This window comes from Paenibacillus sp. RU5M (genome assembly GCF_900221055.1).
Classification (GTDB): domain Bacteria; phylum Bacillota; class Bacilli; order Paenibacillales; family Paenibacillaceae; genus Paenibacillus; species Paenibacillus marchantiae.
Genome location: NZ_OBQM01000006.1, coordinates 368,996 through 387,464 on the forward strand (window position 1 = coordinate 368,996; position 18,469 = coordinate 387,464).

The window sequence follows — 18,469 nt, forward strand, 5'->3', positions numbered from 1 at the left end:
CATCTTACTAGGAGGCGATTACACTTGTCGAGAACACCTAACATTTTGCTAATCACTAGTGACCAGCAGCACTGGAACACGATCGGAGCTTTTCAGTCTGAGATTTCCACGCCCAATCTGGACCGTCTTGCCCGGCAAGGAACAACGTTTGATCGGGCTTATTGCCCAAACCCTACCTGTACCCCTAGCCGTGCTTCTATTATTACAGGTATGTATCCCAGTCAGCATGGAGCCTGGACGTTAGGCACAAAACTGCTTGAAGACCGTCATACCGTCGGAGACAGTTTCCAGGAGGCAGGCTACCGCACTGCCCTAGTAGGTAAGGCACATTTTCAGCCTTTGAAATCTACGGAGGAATACCCGTCGGCAGAAGCGTATCCCATCCTGCAGGATTTGGAGTACTGGAGACATTTCCACGGTCCATTTTACGGTTTTGACCACGTAGAGCTAACACGTAATCATACGAATGAAGCGCATGTCGGTCAGCATTACGCGCTATGGCTGGAAGAACAGGGATGTACGAACTGGAGGGATTACTTCCTTCCCCCAACTGGGACGATGGACCCTTCCGTAACGTATACGTGGCCCATCCCTGAGAAATATCACTACAACACCTGGATAGCCGAACGAACCAATTCCCTTTTGGAGCAATACACCCATGCTGATGATCCATTTTTTCTGTGGGCCAGCTTTTTCGATCCGCATCCGGAATATCTGGTACCGGAACCTTGGGATTCGATGTATAACCCCGATGATTTGACGATTCCGTCGATAACACCTGGTGAGCATGATCGTAACCCACCCCATTTTCAACTGACACAGGAGGAGAATCCGAATTTTGAGCATCTGGTTGAAACCGGCTTCGGCATTCACGGTTACCGTTCCCATCATTATTATGAATATGGCGACAAATCCCGGCTAACGGCGTATGACAAGAAAAAATTGGTCAGCGTGTATTACGGAATGATCAGCATGATGGATAAATATATTGGCAAAATTCTCGATAAGCTGGATGAGTTGGGTATTGCAGACGATACAATCGTCGTTTTCACAACGGATCATGGTCATTTCTTCGGACAGCATGGTCTTCAGGCCAAGGGTGGATTCCATTACGAAGATCTTATCAAAATCCCATTTATCGTAAGATATCCTGGTCAGGTGCCTGCTGCGAAAAAATCAAATGCCATACAATCGCTGGTCGATCTGGCTCCTACCTTCTTGTCCCTTTGCAACATTGCAATTCCGCACGCCATGACGGGCATCGATCAGAAGAAAGTGTGGCTGGGCGCCAAGGAAGCCGTGCGTAATCATGCTCTCTGCGAATTCCGACATGAACCCACGACGATTCATCAAAAAACATATGTCGAACAGCGGTATAAAATCACCGTCTATTACAATCAAACCTATGGTGAACTTTTCGATCTTGAACAGGATCCCGATGAACGTTTTAACTTGTGGAATGAACCTGAGTACACCGAGCTCAAGTCTGAGCTTCTGCTCAAATATATCTGGGCTGAGCTTGGCAAGGAGTCCATGCCGATGCCCCGAATTCATCATGCGTGATGGAAAGGATAAGGGTAGCATCCAAAACCTGAAAGAACAATTTATGTTACTGATCCAGCTTTTTTGGACTTTCTTTTGCATCAGTCCTTCCACATTTGGAGGTGGATATGCGATGCTGCCAATTATTGAACGCGAAGTGGTGAACAAGAAAAAATGGATGCAAGAGGACGAGATCGGTGAGCTTATATCGCTTGCCGGCTCTGCTCCCGGAGGAGTTGGCGTCAATGCCGCTGCGATGATCGGACATCGCCAGGCAGGAATTGCGGGGGCTGTGTCTGCCGTCATCGGCGTGACATGTCCCACGTTTTTGATTGTGATCCTGATCAGCTTGTTCGCCATCCTATTTCGTAACCAACCCAAATTTGAAGCTGCTTTAAAAGGAATGAACGGTGGCATTATTGCACTAATTAGCATGGCAGCTTATCGGACGGCCAGGTATTCTATCTTAGATACAACGACAGCGATAGCTGCCATTGTGACCGTAGCTGTTCTTCTGTTTGCAGGAATCCATCCCCTCTATCTTATTATTTCGGGATTGATATGCGGCATGGCCGTGATTCGGATCAAAAAACGGCTGGGCCTTCAAGTGAAAATGGAGAAGAAGTCTGTAACAGGCAGCTACCCGGAACTGGAATATTACATTTAAGTAAGTCGAATCGGAGCGATTGAGATGTACTGTGACCTGTTCATGATGTTTATACGTATAGGCCTCGTTTCATTTGGTGGCGGTTACGCCGTTATCCCGATCATTCAACACGAGGTAACGGAAAAAGGATGGCTGACAAGCGCTGAATTCCAACAAACCGTAGCGCTGGCCGGTATGGCGCCAGGCTCGATTGCAACCAATGCCGCAACGTTGATTGGTTATCGGACGGCAGGTTATATCGGAGCCGCTGTCTCTACTGCAGGTATGATTTTGCCTTCACTCGTGGTAATTGTGCTACTCTCCGCCTTATTTTATCGGATGCACGACAATTCATGGGTAAAGTCCTCTTTATATGGCTTGCGCCCCGTAACGACGGGACTCATTATCTATGCTGCCATTCATTTTGGATATCCAAGTGAAAACTCAGGCATAAGCTGGGTATGGATTGCGACACTACTTATTAGCGGAGTTTGTTTGTTTCTTCTGCTCAAGTACAAGCTTCATCCCCTTCTGATTCTCAGTGTGGCTGGAGCAGCAGGCATTATCTTATTTTAAATTCACTTTGGCGACGACAGGCTGAATTCACTTCCTTCAATGGTTTTTAAAAGGAGCAGCGATCACAGCATTAGCTGTCCTGGCTGCTCCCCTTCATCTTTATTTTTACAAATGACGCAGATATAATCTGCTCGTTTCCTCCCAGATTTCTCCCGGCTGCAAACTAAATAATCCAGCTTCCTCGGCCTGCATATCCAGATTCGGTGCATTCACAAGATTAATCTGCGGTTCGGGGCAGAAAAACCCTTCTTCCGCATGATTGTTCCAAATCATCCATTGTTTATAAGAAGTTCCCACATCGTAGATCAGGGTCATTCCATTCCTCGTATCCTGAAGCTCCATCCGGTTTCTCCCATTTTGCGGTACAGCAGTATAATGATTATCCATTTCTGCAAAGAACGGATATACCCCGGAGTCACGCATCTGCTCTTCCTCCTGAATCAAGGGCTGAAAACAGGTCGTTGGCAGCATACGTTGATTCAATTCCCATCTGTCTCCAATGGTCAACTTGAGCTTGTAATCACGAGCCGATCCCCCCGAATTAAAGGGAGCGTTAATTGAAGTATGAAAAGCGATCAGGCACGGCATGCAGGAGCTTCCGTGATTGCGAATGCGGACATGCTGCATGAGTCCATCACTGCTAAGCGAGTAGCGTAATGTAATACTGAATTGAAAAGGAAAGCATACGTATATCGGATGAGTTTCATCAACAGTTATGGACACCGAGACATGGCTTTCATTCTCGGTATGCCCATACTCATCCACAACCCAGGGCGTATTATACAAAAATCCATGCAAATGATTGCCTGTTGCATCCTCATTGACCGGAAACTGAAGCGTCTGCCCGTTCCAGGCAAACCGCCCGTCCTCATAGCGATTTGGCGGAAACAGAACCGGGATCCCGTGAATCATGGGTCTTGCCTTGAATGAATCCATCTCTTCCGCTGAAGGTTCATGAAGGAAGCGAAGCCCCCGCTCAAGATCACGATAAGCGACCAGATTACCACCGATCTCCGGTAGCATAACAGCCTCACTGGAACCAAAGCGAAGGTAAATGGCCTTTTCCCCTTGAAAATCGCCTTCCCAGGATCTACTTGTCTCCTTTGTGTTCAACACATATTCCCCTCCTTATTCGCCGGTCGACGATGGATAATGTCCTTCAATAATGGCCCGAATCTGCTCCATCGGCATCTTGGGCTGTCTGTCATACGTCAGCAGACCGTTAATCTCCTGTTCCACGTCCGTCAGCTGTGTGTAACAAAATCCTTCTACAACTGGAGAATCCAATAGCGGCTGTACTACCGCATGCAATCGCTGCGCAAAATCCTCGTCATTTTCCGCTCCGGAGTAACCCCAGCCCTCCCAGTCACTTTTCTTATACCCGATTCCACCGAATTCGGTAATTAATATGGGCTGTCCTTCATAACGATAGTTACCCACGCTAAGCTTTCGACTGCCCGGAAGGGCGTTTACCGCATTTTCACGAGTGCGATAGCGTTCCTCCAGCACCTCTCTTCTCCATTCATAATCATGAATGTTATACAAGTCGGTCTGAACCATCTCCCAGCCATCATTGGAAATGACCGGACGGGTAGAATCCAGTGACTTGGTCAAATAATACATCGACAAGGCGTGATACTGCTGCTCCTTGCTGGTTAGGATGTTCGGAACACCCCAGCTTTCATTAAGAGGTACCCAGACCACAACACATGGATGGTTGTAGTCCCTTTCCAGCGCCTCCTGCCATTCCCTTGTTATCTGGGCGACGTATTGATCCGAGAAATCGTACGCATTCGCCATCTCTCCCCACACCAGCAGTCCCAGTTGATCACACCAGTACAGATATCTCGGATCTTCAATCTTCTGGTGTTTTCTGGCGCCGTTAAATCCCAGTTCCTTCGTTAATTCCACATCACGCCGGATGGCCTCGTCACTCGGTGGAGTCAGATTTCCATCCGGGAAATACCCTTGATCCAGAACAAGCTTCATATAATAAGGACGGTTATTCAAAAACAGCTTACCTTGTTCAATAGAGATTTTGCGCATGCCGAAATAGCTATCGACCTCATCGACAGGCACACCATCCACCAATACAGTGAAATGAATGTCATACAGATTGGGCTGCTCTGGTGACCACAGCCTGCTAAGGCCATGCTCGTTAAAGGTGTGAAGCCCGATGGTACGGGTCTCTGTCCTGCCGCTAATCCGATATTCATCCTCAGACAGCTGCTCTCCTTGATAGGCAATTTGTACACGGAGCCTGACATCCTGTGCGTGCCAATCCCTTGGTTCTGTTTGCTCCCTTTGAAGATGAGCCGTAACTTCGATCTCGTTGCGATCGACATCGGGAGTGAGACGCACCTTCTGTAGATGAACGGGTGTGACAGCTTCAAGCCACACCGATTGCCATATTCCAGTAGTTCGGGTATAGAAAATTTGGGCAGATTGCTCCTGCCAGAACTGCTTCCCGCGTGGTAACGTTACATCCCTGCTATAATCTATCGCTTGTACGGTCAGCGTATTGTTTCCTTCCAGCAGAGCATCCGTAATGTCGGCATGAAAAGGGGTGTGTCCCCCTTCATGCCGAACCACAAGCTGTCCATTGACCCAGACAGAGGCTTCATAGTCCACGGCTCCGAAGTGCAGCAGCAGCCGTTTGCCAGTGAAGCTCTCCGGAATGTCAAAGGTCCGTTTGTACCATACATTATCGTGGAATTCCGGATCTGCAATGCCACTAAGTTGACTTTGAAAAGCAAATGGCACCTGGATTCGGCGGCTGAATGCTCGCTTGCCCTCACTCCATTTTTCCGAACGTCCCTTGTTATCATCATCGAATTCAAATTCCCATTCCCCATTCAAACTCAGCCAATCTTTACGTACAAATTGAGGCCTTGGATAATCCTGTCGTAGCATGATGTTCAGCTCTCCTGTCACCCCAGATTGATTTTACAGATCACTTCCAGTGGCACTTTCGGTTTACGGTCTTCCGTCAACAGACCATTAATCTCCTGCTGCACATCGGTGACCTGTGTATAACAATAGCCCGAGATATAGGGAATGGCTTTGATCGCTTCGGTAATGGAACGGAAACGTTCAATAAAGGCTTCAACTGAGTCCACCTGATTGCCATAACCCCAGCCTTTATCCGATTGGAAAGCAATACCGCCGAATTCACTGATGATAATGGGTTGTCCTTTATAGTGGTAACCTTCAGCAAAAGCAAACTTCCATCGATTGGAAGCAATCTTGTTATTTACGATCAAGTCCTTATCCTGATACCGTTCCAGAAAAGCTTCTCCCGTCTCCACATAATCATGGATTGTCAAAATATCCGATACCGTATGCTCCCATCCGTCGTTGGTAATGACCGGACGATACGGATCAATGGCTTTGGTGAGATGGTAAATGGATTCCGTGAATTGCTGCTGCCTTACCTCGTGACCAATCGTCGGTATTCCCCACGATTCATTAAATGGCACCCAGGTAATGATGCTTGGATGATTGTATTGCTGGGGTACAATTTCAAGCCATTCTTTGGTGAATCGGCTCACTGCCTCATCATTAAACTCGAAGGTTGCTGCCATCTCTGACCATACCAACATGCCTTTTACATCACACCAATACAAAAAGCGTGGATCTTCCAGTTTCATATGTTTACGGATTCCGTTATATCCCATCTCGGCAATTTTATCGATATCCTCAATCAGCGCTTCCACTGAAGGTGGGGTCAAATGGCTCTCTGTCCAATAGCCCTGATCCAGAATCATTCTTTGGTACAACGGAGCATTGTTCAGCAGAATCTGCCCATTTTCAATCGATATTTTTCGCATACCAAAATAGGAATGAACCCGATCGATTTCTTTCTCATCTTCGTACATCACAAACTCGATATCGTACAGGTTCGGTGAGCCCGGTGACCATAACGACTGTTTCCACGGACCTCCTGCTTCATGTTTGACACTAGCTTCCACGGTCATCCAGGGTCTGTCTGGAGATAGGCTAATAGTTTGCACATGCTGACCCTTCAGCTCAATCCGTGTCTCCAAACGTAAGTTGTTCTTGCCTTCGATCCCATTCAATTGAAAGTCCAAACGAATCATATGACGATCGATATCCGGTGTCATCTTAACTGCTTCAACCCTTGCTTCACTCACATGCTCCAGCCAGACACTTTTCCATATCCCGGTACTTTGTACATAAAAACATTCAAAATTGTCATCCACCCAGCGTTGTTTCCCCCGAGGCTGCATCGCGCTCTGACTGTCTTCTACTTCAAGAACAATATTATTCTCCGATCCGTAAGTGATATAAGGGGTAATGTCGAATGAAAACGCTGCGTACCCACCTTCATGTTCACCAACAACCGTTCCATTCACCCAACATTTTGCGCGATAATCCACTCCCTGAAAATGCAGAATGCTCCGTTTTCCTTTTGCTTCCTGGGGAATCTGAACACTTCTGCGGTACCAGACCAGAGGATGAAATGTCTCGATTCCGATACCGCTCGCTTGGGTCTCATAGGTAAAGGGAACCTTAATTTTCGTCCCTTCCGGAAACTGATTCTGGTCGTACCACTTCTCGCTTTCACCCGCCTGATTATCATCAAAACTAAAATCCCATTCTCCATTCAAATCCAACCACTCATTGCGTACAAATTGCGGTCTTGGATAATCCTTGTTGTAAAATTTAGTTGTCATCTTGTTCTCTCCGATCTCCTCTGTATTTGGCTCATAGGCCTGAAAAAATGTTAACCCTTAATACCGGACATGCTGATGCCTTTAACAATCTGTTTCTCAAAAATGATAAACAATATAATGATGGGAACAGAAGCCACTGCATTGATAACCATCGGTTTGACGTAATCTTCTGAATACTGACCCATTAGCGTTGGGATACCCATTGGTAGCGTAAACAGATTATCATCGGTTATGGAAAGGAATGGCCATAAGAAATTGTTCCACGAACCGATAAATGTCAGAATCGCCATCGATGCCATGGCCGGACGTGTCAAAGGCAGCATGATGCTGGTAAAGATTCGCCAAAAGCCTCCCCCGTCAATTTGCACACTCTCCAGCAGATCATTGGGAACCCCATCGAAGAAGCTTTTGAGCACTATGACAGCTACTGGTGAAGCCAAAGCAGGAATAATCAATCCACTGTATGAGTTCAGCAAATGCAAATCCTTGGCTACCTGATAGAGTGGAATAATGGTTGCTTCACCCGGAATCAGCAGCCCGCCAAGAATGAAGAAAAAAACAAATGTACGGAAACGAAACGGTACTTTGGACAGGGCAAATCCAGCCATGGCAGCGAAAATAACAGTCAATACGGTCACAACCACAGCGACGAACAGACTGTTAACCACCCACTGTGACAGCTTTGTCGTTGTCAGAATTTCGTTATAGACGGCAAGTGAATATGGCGGTTTAAACCAGTCTAGGACCGTAATAATCTTCATGCCTTCTTCTTTGATGGAGACCATCAGCATCCACACAAGTGGGGCCGCAAACATAACCGCCATCAACGCAGAACCTGTGCGATATAACCATTTCATCAGTATTCCGCCCCTTTCCGGTTAGTCATCCAGTATTGCAGCGCCGACAGCACCAGCAGGATCACGAATAAAATATAGGACATCGTTGCGGCATAGCCCAGGTTATTGTTCTTGAATCCGGTCTGATAGATTAACTGAATAATCGGACGTGTCTGATCCAGCGGTCCCCCGCCTGTAATGACATAAATCTGCATAAAGACCTTGTAGGAAGCGATAATCTGCAACATGGTAATGGTTTTGGTCAGTGGCTTAAGATAAGGAAGAGTAATCCTCCAAAATATTTGTGTATCACTCGCACCATCCAGCCTTGCTGCTTCATAAATTTCATCAGGTATTTCCTGCATGGCGGAAAGATACAAAATAAAGTTAAATCCGACTGTCCACCACAAGGTAATTACGGTAATAACGACCCAGGCGAGCCCCGTTTCCGTCAGCCAGAATATTTCGGAATTTTGAGGCAATAACCTGACAAGATGCAGGACGGAATTGACGAATCCCGTATAAGGCTGAAATACGAATAAACCCAGATAAGCTGCGACGGCAACGGAGAGTACGCTTGGTATAAAGAAGATGATGCGGTAGAACTTTTGTAAAGACGATTTTCGGTTGGCAATCAAAGCCAGCAGAATCGCGAGTATAATCATGGTCGGTGTACTCAAGAAAACAAAGAAGGTTGAATGCCAGATCGCTTCCCAAACCTCTCTGTCCTGAAAAACTTTTCGGAAGTTATCCAGGCCAACAAAATCCATTTTCTTGATCAACGTCCATTTGTAGAAGGTCATCTCCACACCTTTAATCATGGGCCAGATCGTAAATAAACCATAAATAATTAAGAATGGAAGCAGAAATACCAGCGCTTGCATATCCGCTCTCATTTTTTTGATCTTCATATGCGTCTCCCCTTTGATTGGCACGCAAGCCGGCGATTTCTTGTCTAGAGATGGTGATAACGCAGGCTTGCGTGACCCGTCTTCCTTCTATTCGCTCAGTATTTTCTGAATGGCTGTCTCCATGTTGTTCATGGCATCCGCAGGAGTCATTTTGTTCATCCATACTTCATTCAAAAATTTAAAGGCAGCTTCATCGCGGATTTGTGCATTTTTGGTGGAATGTTTGCTGAATTTAACTACACTCGCAACTTCGGAATAATCACTGCGGTATGGCAGATCCTTGAATTCCTGTTTTTCCAGCACGGATGGCTTGGATGGAATATGTCCGGCTTTCGCCCACACCTGACCATTGTCAGCAACCCAGTCGGCGAAAGTCATCGCTGCTTTGCGTTTAGCCGGGTCCTCATCCTTAGTCAGTGGCAAAACAATGGTATGAGAATCTCCCCATGTTGCTTCCTGGTCGTAGAATTTCGGAATTGGCATAGCACCAAACTCAAGTCCCTTGGTGGATTCCCACGTTCCTGTCGTCCAGACCCCTGTCATGATAATAGCGGCTGTTCCACTTTGAAAATTTTTATAGAAATCCGGATCATTCTTCTTGATATAGCCTTCGGTATAAAGCTTCTGGATATAGTCAGCGGCTTTGATGCCTTTCTCCTTATCAATGGCTGCGGACTTCAGATCATCCGACACTACGTCGTTACCACCCAACTGGGAGTACAGCGACCACCATAAGCGGTAAGGGTCATCATTATTATTGGACAATGCAAACGGGGTCGTTTTGGCAGGCAACTTCTCTTTTAAAGTTTGAAGGAAACTCAAAAATCCGTCAGCCGATTGCTCCAGAATCGGTTTTCCGTCTTCACCAAGCAAGCCTGCATCTTTTAGCAGTTTTTTGTTGTAGAACATGATAAAGGGATGTGTGTCAATGGGGACTGCATAATGTTGACCTTCTACAGTAACCGCATCCAAGAGATTCTGGTTATAGGTGCCCCAATCCACACCTGCATCTGTAGCCGGAGTATCAAGCTCTGTGACAACCCCCTGATTGATCAGATCGGGCAGTCTGGAGGAATGGGAAATCCCAATGTCCGGTCCATTACCGTTACCAACAGCAGTAACGAGCTTCGTATAATACTCGCCCCAGGCCAATTTGGTATTCTTCACTTCAATGTCCGGATGGGCTTTGTTGAATTCATCGACTAATGTCTGCATGTTTGCGCCATCACCACCATCGAACAATGTCCAGAATGACAATGTCACTTTTCCATCACCAGAGCCACTCTCACCCGCCTCATTACTGCCTCCGCTACATGCACTTAACACGGTTGAGAATGAGAGTAATAATGTCAGTGCTAACCTGCCGATCTTTTTTTTCATGCGAGTATCCCCTTTACTCTAATTTGTAGATACAAACGATATAATTGTTTTATTACATTATTACTGTATCTATAGGGGATTATATAAGGGTAATTATCACTTGTCAACGCTTTCAAACACATTTAGTGTAATTATTAAATAAAAAAAGACCTTAGTTACATAATATCTGCAACCAAGGCCTTTCTTCCTCATCTCATTCTAATGAACAGCATAATGTACAGTCATCTTGATATTTTGGTCATAATCTCCAAATTGTCGCCCAAAGAGATTTACGCCTCCCTGATGAACCGCATCCGGCTTCATACCAATCCGCACCCTTAACTTATGGCTGTTTTGAAGGTTAAGCTGAGCCAGATCCACTGCTGAAATTTTCTCCATATCCAGCGTCGTCTTATTTTTATCCACCCGCCATGTCTTTAATAAACCATACTGTGTTGACCATTCAAACCACCACGCCGGGTTGAGCTTTCCGCGCCGATCTCCAAAGTCACCAGGACATGTCCACATACCAATTTCCACACCGTTAATCCATACGGAGATATCGGAAGGCCAATTATGATCATAGTTTGGTGCTTCAGAACATATTTCCATGGACAGTTCCAACGATTCGATTACCGCTTCTGCCGGAATCTCCAGTGGCATCAAATATTCGACATATCCCTTACGAAACCACATAATCTGCGCTCCGACATGCTTCGGATGATAAAAGCTTGCGGGTTCATCCTCACGAATAATCATGCCCTCGCCATTCGCCATGCCGCAAGTGGGTGACACTTCACAATCACTATAATGACCGATAGGCATATCCACTTCGTATACCTGAATATCACCTTTGGGAATTGCTTTCTCCAGATTAAGAGCAATATGAATATCATCGTAATTGCGGCTGCATACCTTCATCGCCCCGCGAGAGGCAGGCAGCAGTTCTGTATTAATCAGCCTTGCTGCTTCCAAAACCTTGATGTTGCTGGCTACTGTGGATACGGGAAGTTTGAGAGCTTCCGCGATTTCAACGATATTCAGATTTTGGGAGATCAATAGTCGGAGAATATCCACTCTAGATCGAGTCGATAACGCATGCGTGACCGTGACCAGCTCATCCGGATTATCAAAACTCAGCTCAAGCATTCGTTCACCACCTCATATGTATTTATAAAACAGGAAATTTAAACGTAAAGTTTAATTCAGTCGATAATATTGTAACAAATCATTTATTTTGTATCAAATTGCTTTTTACTTCATCATTCTTCTTCGTTTTTCATACAATTTCCGGTTAATGTGCGCAAACCAATATGAAAAATCCCTTATATCAGCAAGATAAAGGCCATCGTATCCGATGCCTCTTTTCGCTTGTCTGCGATAAGGGAATGGTAGTAATCCATTATATTTTAAACTTAGCGTTATATTTAATCTTTTTTCGCTGTTGAAAATGCCTTTTTCAGTTTATCACTCATCAAGTGCCAGGCTTCTTCTGCAACAGCCAGATCACCAAAATGCGTGAACCCATGAGGTGCACCCTCGTATTCCTTATGAAAAACCTTCACACCGGCTTGTTTTAACCGTTCTGCATAGCTTCTTCCTTCTGCTGCAAGTGAATCTTTTTCGGCTGTAATGATCACTTCTTCCGTTCCTACAGAAAAACTCGAGCTTGGCTGAAGTGCCGAGCCTGTACCTACGACATTTTCACGTAATTGTTGTACCATTTTGAGTTGTTGATGATGATCCATCATATAACCTCCATTGTTTTTAACTATTCCTACGTCGATATCTTGTATGGGATTATTTCGTGTTTTTCGTAATCAGATCCTGCAAACGGATACTCGAATGGTTGATTTTGCCCATGAATTCATAGATGACGTCCATATTGCTTTTCTGCTCCTGCGTTGTTGCCAGGACGTCTTCAGTCGCTGCGGCATGCTTCTGCGAGATATTAGAAATATGATCCACTTGTTGACGAACTCGATTAAAGATCAGGCTCATCTGATCCGTCATATCCAATTCCTTCGCTATGTATTGATCAATATGCTCAAATGTAGACTTGATATTGTCAAAGCTCTCAAGTACTTGACTGGAGATGGCTTTACCTTCTTGCACTGCTTGACTTCCGTTCGTCGCTTTTTCAACCACAAGCTGTGTCTTCCGCTTGATATTATAAATAATTTCGTCGATCTGTTTAACCATGTTGGAGCAGTCCTGCGCGAGCTTTTTGACCTCATTGGCTACGACGGCAAACCCCGCTCCTGCTTCCCCTGCTCTGGAGGCTTCAATATTTGCGTTTAAGGCCAGCAGGTTAGTCTGATCAGAGATTTGGTTGATTGCTGTCAGGAAGGTATTCACTTCATCCATGCTTTTGTTCAATTCCTCAACGGTCGTCATTGACTCTGTAACTGTGGCATTAATAATAGCCATCTGATTGCCCATTTGAATAATTCGATCCGAGCTTTGGCGAACAACCAGACCATTTTGTTCTGAGATGTCGGCGAGTCGATTTGACATTTGGTTGATCTCAGACATTTTCCCATCGGCCTTGTTTACCTCTTCACTAATATGTGCAATGCTCCCGGATTGATCGCGTATACCTTCCGTCACTTCCTGAATATTCGTGGTTATCGTATTGCTCATATTTTTTAACATACGAATATCGTTATTGCAGCTCGCAATATCCGTGTTCAGCATGGATGTGTTCTCACGAATGACCCCTACCATAGTATCGAGTGCCGTCACAAGCTCTCTGGCTTCCGCTTCCTTGTTAAGAGCAACCTGAATCAGATCTCTGCCGCGTTTACATACAAAATATAGAGCAACGATCGTCAGTTCGATGAACCCAATCGTCATGAAAAAAGTCGAATCATATTGATGATGGCCTGAATAATAAATCACAATATAAGCAATGTTGTACATCGCCCCAAACCCGTATAGCAGAACTCTGTTCAAATAAAGGGAAATGACACATAGAACAACCATGATGAGCATTCCGGCTGCAGGTGATTCAATATATGGCGTCGTACAGGTCAGTATGGCAATCATCAGGACGACCATCGTCAAGACTGGTTTTTTGCGAATAATCAATACGGTGGCAATAGACAGCTCAATTAACAGGGAGCACACGACTTCGAGTTGAACCTCATTGCTGGCAATGAAGAAACAGAATGCTAACAGGGTTAACCATAAAATCTTGACGATAATTTTGTTTATTTTGGTTGTATTGTTTCTAAAAAAGCTGTTGTGCATGATGGTCATGGTTTGTTCCCCCTCAGCGACTTGTGAACTTCTCTTTAATGATTTTTATCAGGATTAGACAGATGTTAAGCAGGATTACATACCATAGTTCCATGTTCATCCCTCCGTTACAGGCTCTTTTTTCTTATGAAGCATCATCCATACCCCGATAAGACAAAACATCACACTGCACCCCATGCCAAAGCAGGCACTCGTGTTTATTGCATGAGGCGAGCCTTCCATCGTCAGCAACGTGGCTTGAGTTACAACAATGGATACCATAGCATCGGTAAAGTTAATCATTTTCAATGTGGAGATCAAGGGATTTTTCAGATGCCGGTTAGCGATTGTTCCGGAAATACCAAAAGCCAGTTTGGTAAAAGCAACGGCGGCTACAAGGTACACGAAGTAACCTTTAAATACAAAAGCGTCACCAAGCAGATACATTCTTAGACAAACCAGCAGATAGGAGATGCCCAGTATACACAACAGAATTCCTCCGCGTTTATAGACTTGAATCTCTAATACATGCCTTTCCTGCGGGGATTCGATTCTTTTGGCTACGTTATATTGATGCAGCACTTGTGCTTTTGCAACACAAAGGATCAGATAATATACCGCATTCGTAATAAACCATCCGGAAAGGAGATATAAACCAAGGCTTAACTTGCCTATGCCGATCAAAGCGTTGATGACAAGAGAGGCAGCGTTAGACATGGCAGCTCGATCTTGCTTGTTTCCGAGGTACTGAACAAAGATTGCCTTAATATCTATCTTCCTTTCCGAATGCATTTTTCTTACTTGGCCAGCAAACCATTGGCCTTCTCGCATACTTCATAGATTTCGTCATACTTCTTGTCAATAAAAGGGGTTACTTTATCTGTCTTTTTCCGCCGAATACCACTGAAACTAAAATACGGAATGATCCAGCCCGCAAAACCGGGAATGGCAAGAATGACAGACAGTGGCAGCATGTTGTCCAGATAGGCAAATACGGAGCCAGCCATACATGCCGTTCCTACGAGACCGATCCCATAGGCAACGATAGAAGCACTCGTGAACTTTGAACGTTCCAACGTTTCAATGTCGGTCACACAGGCTTCAAACTGGCGCTGAAGACGAGTCAGCTCCGCTTTATTGCGGATTTTGCGATCACGCTTGAATTTCATTGTTACGGAACCCACATTCTGAAAGGGCGTCGAGGTGCCTTCCAGCGTCCAGCCAAAATGGGTATAGCCATCGGCATAAACGGACTCGGAATCCTGTTTTACCGTAATGTCCTTGTATTCATAGCCTACGAAATTATGTTCATTTTTGGTTAGTTCATTCATGGTTTTTCAACACTCCTTCAAGTTTTTTTCTTCTTCCTGTATTGGATGTTCCTATCGTAGCGGTAAGTTGTTTATAAGTTGCTTATAAAATGTTAACGAAATATTAATAAGGGCAGCCTGAATTCGGATTTTATCGAATTCAGGCTGCCCTTCTGCATTGCATATCAACGTTTAACTTGTAATTGGACTGTAAATGTCGTGCCCTTGTGAGGTTCACTTTTGACGGATATAACGCCACCTACCAACTCAATAACGCGGAGCGAAAGAGCAAGCCCCAATCCGTTCCCCTCCGCATGATGGGAAGCATCGCCCTGATAGAATTTATCGAAGATATGCCTCATCGTTTCCTCATCCATCCCGCAGCCTGTATCGGATACCATAACCGTGATCGTATCTTCATCCGAACTCTGCTTCAAGGTAATTGTTCCACCGGAGGGTGTGAATTTAAGCGCATTGGAAATCAGGTTGTGCCATACGATCTCCAGCATACTCTCTTCAGCATGAATCATCGCGCGATCCTCAATGTCGACCACAAATTCAATATTTTTTTCTTCCCATGCATTTTCAAAATATATCGCGCAATCCACTAGCTGCCTACATACATCATACGGCTTGGAAGCAGGCAGAATCTCCTGGTTCTCCAGCTTGTTCAGCTTGAGGATGTTGACGACGAGGGTCGCCAGCTTATTGGTAGAGGTAATAATAGTATCCGTATATTCTTTTCGAAGATCGGGTTCCAAATCATCCTGCTGCAGGGCCGTGGCGTAGCCATGAATGACAGACAGCGGTGTCTTGATTTCATGGGATACATTCGATATAAAGTCGTTTTTCAAAGTCTCAATGCTGTTCAACTCCTCCACCATCTTGTTAAAATCCTCAAACATGACATCCACGTAGTTCAGCTTGTCCGCTCTATGAATCGGTTCGAGATATACCGAGAAGTCGCCTTCTGCCACCTGCTTTGCAGCCTCGCTGAGTTTTCGCATAGGCTTATCAAACGTTTTATACCTTTGTCGTGCGGTAACCAGGCAAAAAATGAGACTCACAATGCTCCAATATCCCGAGATTCCGAAAATGTACTGCCACGGCACAACTTCCACCGGTAAATACGCATCATAGATTAGCGCTTGACCCGCCGTCAGGATCGACAGCAAAAGGTAGGTAAGTAGGAACTCTTTCCATGAAAAAAGATGGGACTTGATTCGTGCATCAGGTTTCTGCTTCTTGTTCATTGCAGTACGGCCTTATAACCCAGACCATGTACCGTCATGATCTTGAAATCTTCACAACTGGAGAACTTGTCGCGAAGTTTGACAATATATACGTCCACGGCCCGCAGGCTCGTCTGACTTTCGATACCCCAGAACTCATCCATAAGCTGAGCTCGTGAGAAGGTATGTTTCGGATAGGATAACAATTTATAAAGAATGTTGAATTCCCGGACTGTCACAGGAATTTCTTCGCCATCCACCGTAGTCGTCATATCATTGGCGTCCATGAGCAGACTGCCTACAATCAATTTCTTCTGATGGGCGATATTGGCCCGCCGCAGGAGAGCACCCACACGCAGGACTAATTCGTCCAGGTCCACCGGTTTGACCATGTAATCGTCGATGCCTGCAAGGAAACCTCTTTGTTTGGAGGAAATATCATCACGGGCGGTAATAAAAAGAATGGGAATGGTCTTATTTATGCCTCTTACGGTCTCGGCAAATTCAAAACCATCAATCTCTGGCATCATCACATCGGAAATGAGAAGATCGTACATCTGGTTATACATCAAATCATATGCCTCACGTGGATTAAAGCAGCCTTTGGCCTCGTACCCATTGTTGAATAGATAGGTGCAAATAATTCGGTTGAGTTTGGTATCGTCTTCCACAACAAGTATATGGATCATATAAAAAACATCCTTTCCGGCTGACTGAATGGGGTCATTATAATAAAAAGTTGTTAACAAATTGTTTATGGCGGCGTACACCGCTCTATTATTTTCAATTCATCATTCTAATTCATATCTCTCAAACATCTTGCTAACAACTTGGAAACATCCGTACTTCATGATTGTCCTATCGAATCGTTCATAGGCAGCACCAGCAAATGGGCGATAATCAGTCATAAGGAGTGAAAGTCATGATGAAAGCAGCCATCTATTATGGTAAAAATGATATTCGTGTTGAAGAAAGACCAATTCCGTTCGTAGGTCCCCGAGATGTTCTGGTCAGAAATGTGCGGGCCGGCATCTGCGGCACTGATATTAATATTGTAAAGGCTGGAAAAGGTGACATGGGCATCAGCCTTGGTTCAGAATTTGGACATGAAATGGTCGGTGATATTGTTGAAATTGGCTCAGAAGTTTCTCCAATGATAGAAATCGGAATGAGAGTTGGGATCAATCCCATCACTGCTAAAAAAGCAGGAAGACGCAAATCCCTGGAATGCTCCGGGTTTTCCCAGTATGTATTAATAGAAGACGCCGAGCTTGATTATAATCTGTACAAAATGGATAAAACGATACCCGCAGAAGTCGCTTCACTGATTGAACCGATGAGTGTTGGGCGACACGGCGCTTTCAGTACCAGCCCTGAGCCCGAAGACCACATTGTCGTGATGGGCGCAGGTCCGATCGGCTTGCTGGCCGCTGCCAGTTTGATTGCTGAAGGCATGAAACATGTCTGCGTAGTTGATATGGATGAATGGCGCTTGGCTAAAGCTGCGGGACTTGGGGCTCTAACCGTGAATACAGGTGAAACCACACTTGAAGAAGGATTGATTGGACATTACGGTTCTGTGAACGTATACGGCGTTGACGTCCCAGATGTCGATGTGTTTATTGATGCGGCAGGTGCTCCGGCTTTGTTTGAGAACATGATAAGGATCGTCAAACCTGAAGCCAAAATATCAATTATTGCCGTTTATAAAGCTGAAGTACCGATCAGTTTACATCAGGTCATGTCCAAAGAAGTTCAGATCAAAGGCTCCAGTGGCTACACCCACGAGGATTTTAGCAAGGTGGTGGAGTATCTGACCAGCTTCCAAGAAAAACTGTCCACACTGGTCACTCATGTATATAAGCTGGATAATATTCAGGAAGCCTTTACTACGGCCATTGAAGCCAAAGAAACCGTTAAAGTGGTAATCGATCTAGCATAATATCAAACAGCTTTATTTCTGGAGTGTTGCCTATTGTCATAAAACTTATAGCCTAACACAAGAAATCCGCCAAACATGGCGGATTTTCGTATTATCAGGTTAGCCAGTAATTACTGGTTGGCCTTTTTTTGTGGTCGTTTTACGATGGGGGAAGCCGGGAGAACGTGGCGGTTTTAGG

Annotated in this window: 16 protein-coding genes and 1 pseudogene; 4 read left to right on the forward strand and 13 right to left on the reverse strand. The window is 45.1% G+C overall.

Features of this window, described 5'->3' with window-relative positions; translation table 11 throughout:
- Positions 1-24: 24 nt before the first annotated feature.
- Genes CRO25_RS19595 through CRO25_RS19605 form a run of 3 tightly spaced genes read left to right on the forward strand, consistent with a single transcriptional unit; the run spans position 25 to position 2,764 of the window.
- A complete protein-coding gene (locus tag CRO25_RS19595) occupies positions 25-1,563 on the forward strand; it encodes a sulfatase (protein WP_079696143.1) in 1,539 nt (512 codons plus the stop codon).
- 43 nt (positions 1,564-1,606) lie between these two features.
- The gene (locus CRO25_RS19600) at positions 1,607-2,209 is read left to right on the forward strand and encodes a chromate transporter (protein ID WP_306291821.1); all 603 of its coding nucleotides are present in this window, start codon (positions 1,607-1,609) and stop codon (positions 2,207-2,209) included.
- 24 nt (positions 2,210-2,233) lie between these two features.
- Complete coding sequence (locus CRO25_RS19605; protein ID WP_079696145.1) at positions 2,234-2,764, forward strand: chromate transporter; 531 nt, start codon at positions 2,234-2,236, stop codon at positions 2,762-2,764.
- Between the two features lie 105 nt (positions 2,765-2,869).
- Here CRO25_RS19605 and CRO25_RS19610 read toward each other — a convergent pair whose 3' ends face one another.
- The 13 genes and pseudogenes from CRO25_RS19610 to CRO25_RS19670 form a co-directional block, all read right to left on the reverse strand.
- Positions 2,870-3,880, reverse strand: a complete 1,011-nt coding sequence (locus CRO25_RS19610; protein ID WP_256863696.1) for an aldose 1-epimerase — start codon at positions 3,878-3,880, stop codon at positions 2,870-2,872.
- 12 nt (positions 3,881-3,892) lie between these two features.
- On the reverse strand, positions 3,893-5,677 hold the full coding sequence (locus CRO25_RS19615) for a glycoside hydrolase family 2 protein (protein WP_079696146.1): 1,785 nt from the start codon (positions 5,675-5,677) through the stop codon (positions 3,893-3,895).
- 17 nt (positions 5,678-5,694) lie between these two features.
- Positions 5,695-7,461, reverse strand: a complete 1,767-nt coding sequence (locus CRO25_RS19620; RefSeq protein WP_079696147.1) for a glycoside hydrolase family 2 protein — start codon at positions 7,459-7,461, stop codon at positions 5,695-5,697.
- 50 nt (positions 7,462-7,511) lie between these two features.
- On the reverse strand, positions 7,512-8,318 hold the full coding sequence (locus CRO25_RS19625) for a carbohydrate ABC transporter permease (RefSeq protein WP_062318999.1): 807 nt from the start codon (positions 8,316-8,318) through the stop codon (positions 7,512-7,514).
- On the reverse strand, positions 8,318-9,208 hold the full coding sequence (locus CRO25_RS19630; protein WP_076288454.1) for a carbohydrate ABC transporter permease: 891 nt from the start codon (positions 9,206-9,208) through the stop codon (positions 8,318-8,320). The genes CRO25_RS19625 and CRO25_RS19630 overlap by 1 nt, the downstream gene beginning before the upstream one ends.
- 87 nt (positions 9,209-9,295) lie before the next feature.
- A complete protein-coding gene (locus CRO25_RS19635; RefSeq protein WP_079696148.1) occupies positions 9,296-10,588 on the reverse strand; it encodes an ABC transporter substrate-binding protein in 1,293 nt (430 codons plus the stop codon).
- A 198-nt stretch (positions 10,589-10,786) separates the two neighbouring features.
- Positions 10,787-11,716 carry a transcriptional regulator gene (locus CRO25_RS19640; protein WP_063565121.1) on the reverse strand — a complete coding sequence of 310 codons (930 nt, stop codon included), beginning with the start codon at positions 11,714-11,716 and terminating at the stop codon, positions 10,787-10,789.
- Between the two features lie 278 nt (positions 11,717-11,994).
- Positions 11,995-12,207: pseudogene (locus tag CRO25_RS19645) on the reverse strand (alpha/beta hydrolase); the annotation flags it as partial.
- A gap of 160 nt (positions 12,208-12,367) precedes the next feature.
- A complete protein-coding gene (locus CRO25_RS19650; protein ID WP_256863698.1) occupies positions 12,368-13,828 on the reverse strand; it encodes a methyl-accepting chemotaxis protein in 1,461 nt (486 codons plus the stop codon).
- 96 nt (positions 13,829-13,924) lie between these two features.
- A complete protein-coding gene (locus CRO25_RS19655; protein ID WP_256863699.1) occupies positions 13,925-14,524 on the reverse strand; it encodes a hypothetical protein in 600 nt (199 codons plus the stop codon).
- Between the two features lie 80 nt (positions 14,525-14,604).
- Complete coding sequence (locus tag CRO25_RS19660; RefSeq protein ID WP_079696151.1) at positions 14,605-15,138, reverse strand: hypothetical protein; 534 nt, start codon at positions 15,136-15,138, stop codon at positions 14,605-14,607.
- 164 nt (positions 15,139-15,302) lie between these two features.
- On the reverse strand, positions 15,303-16,370 hold the full coding sequence (locus tag CRO25_RS19665; protein ID WP_079696152.1) for a HAMP domain-containing sensor histidine kinase: 1,068 nt from the start codon (positions 16,368-16,370) through the stop codon (positions 15,303-15,305).
- Positions 16,367-17,038, reverse strand: a complete 672-nt coding sequence (locus tag CRO25_RS19670; RefSeq protein ID WP_079696153.1) for a response regulator transcription factor — start codon at positions 17,036-17,038, stop codon at positions 16,367-16,369. Before CRO25_RS19670 ends, CRO25_RS19665 begins: the two co-directional genes overlap by 4 nt.
- A gap of 233 nt (positions 17,039-17,271) precedes the next feature.
- Here CRO25_RS19670 and CRO25_RS19675 point away from each other — a divergent pair, with 233 nt between their 5' ends.
- Positions 17,272-18,291, forward strand: coding sequence for a zinc-binding dehydrogenase (locus tag CRO25_RS19675; RefSeq protein WP_256863700.1), 1,020 nt, complete (start codon positions 17,272-17,274; stop codon positions 18,289-18,291).
- Positions 18,292-18,469: the final 178 nt, after the last annotated feature.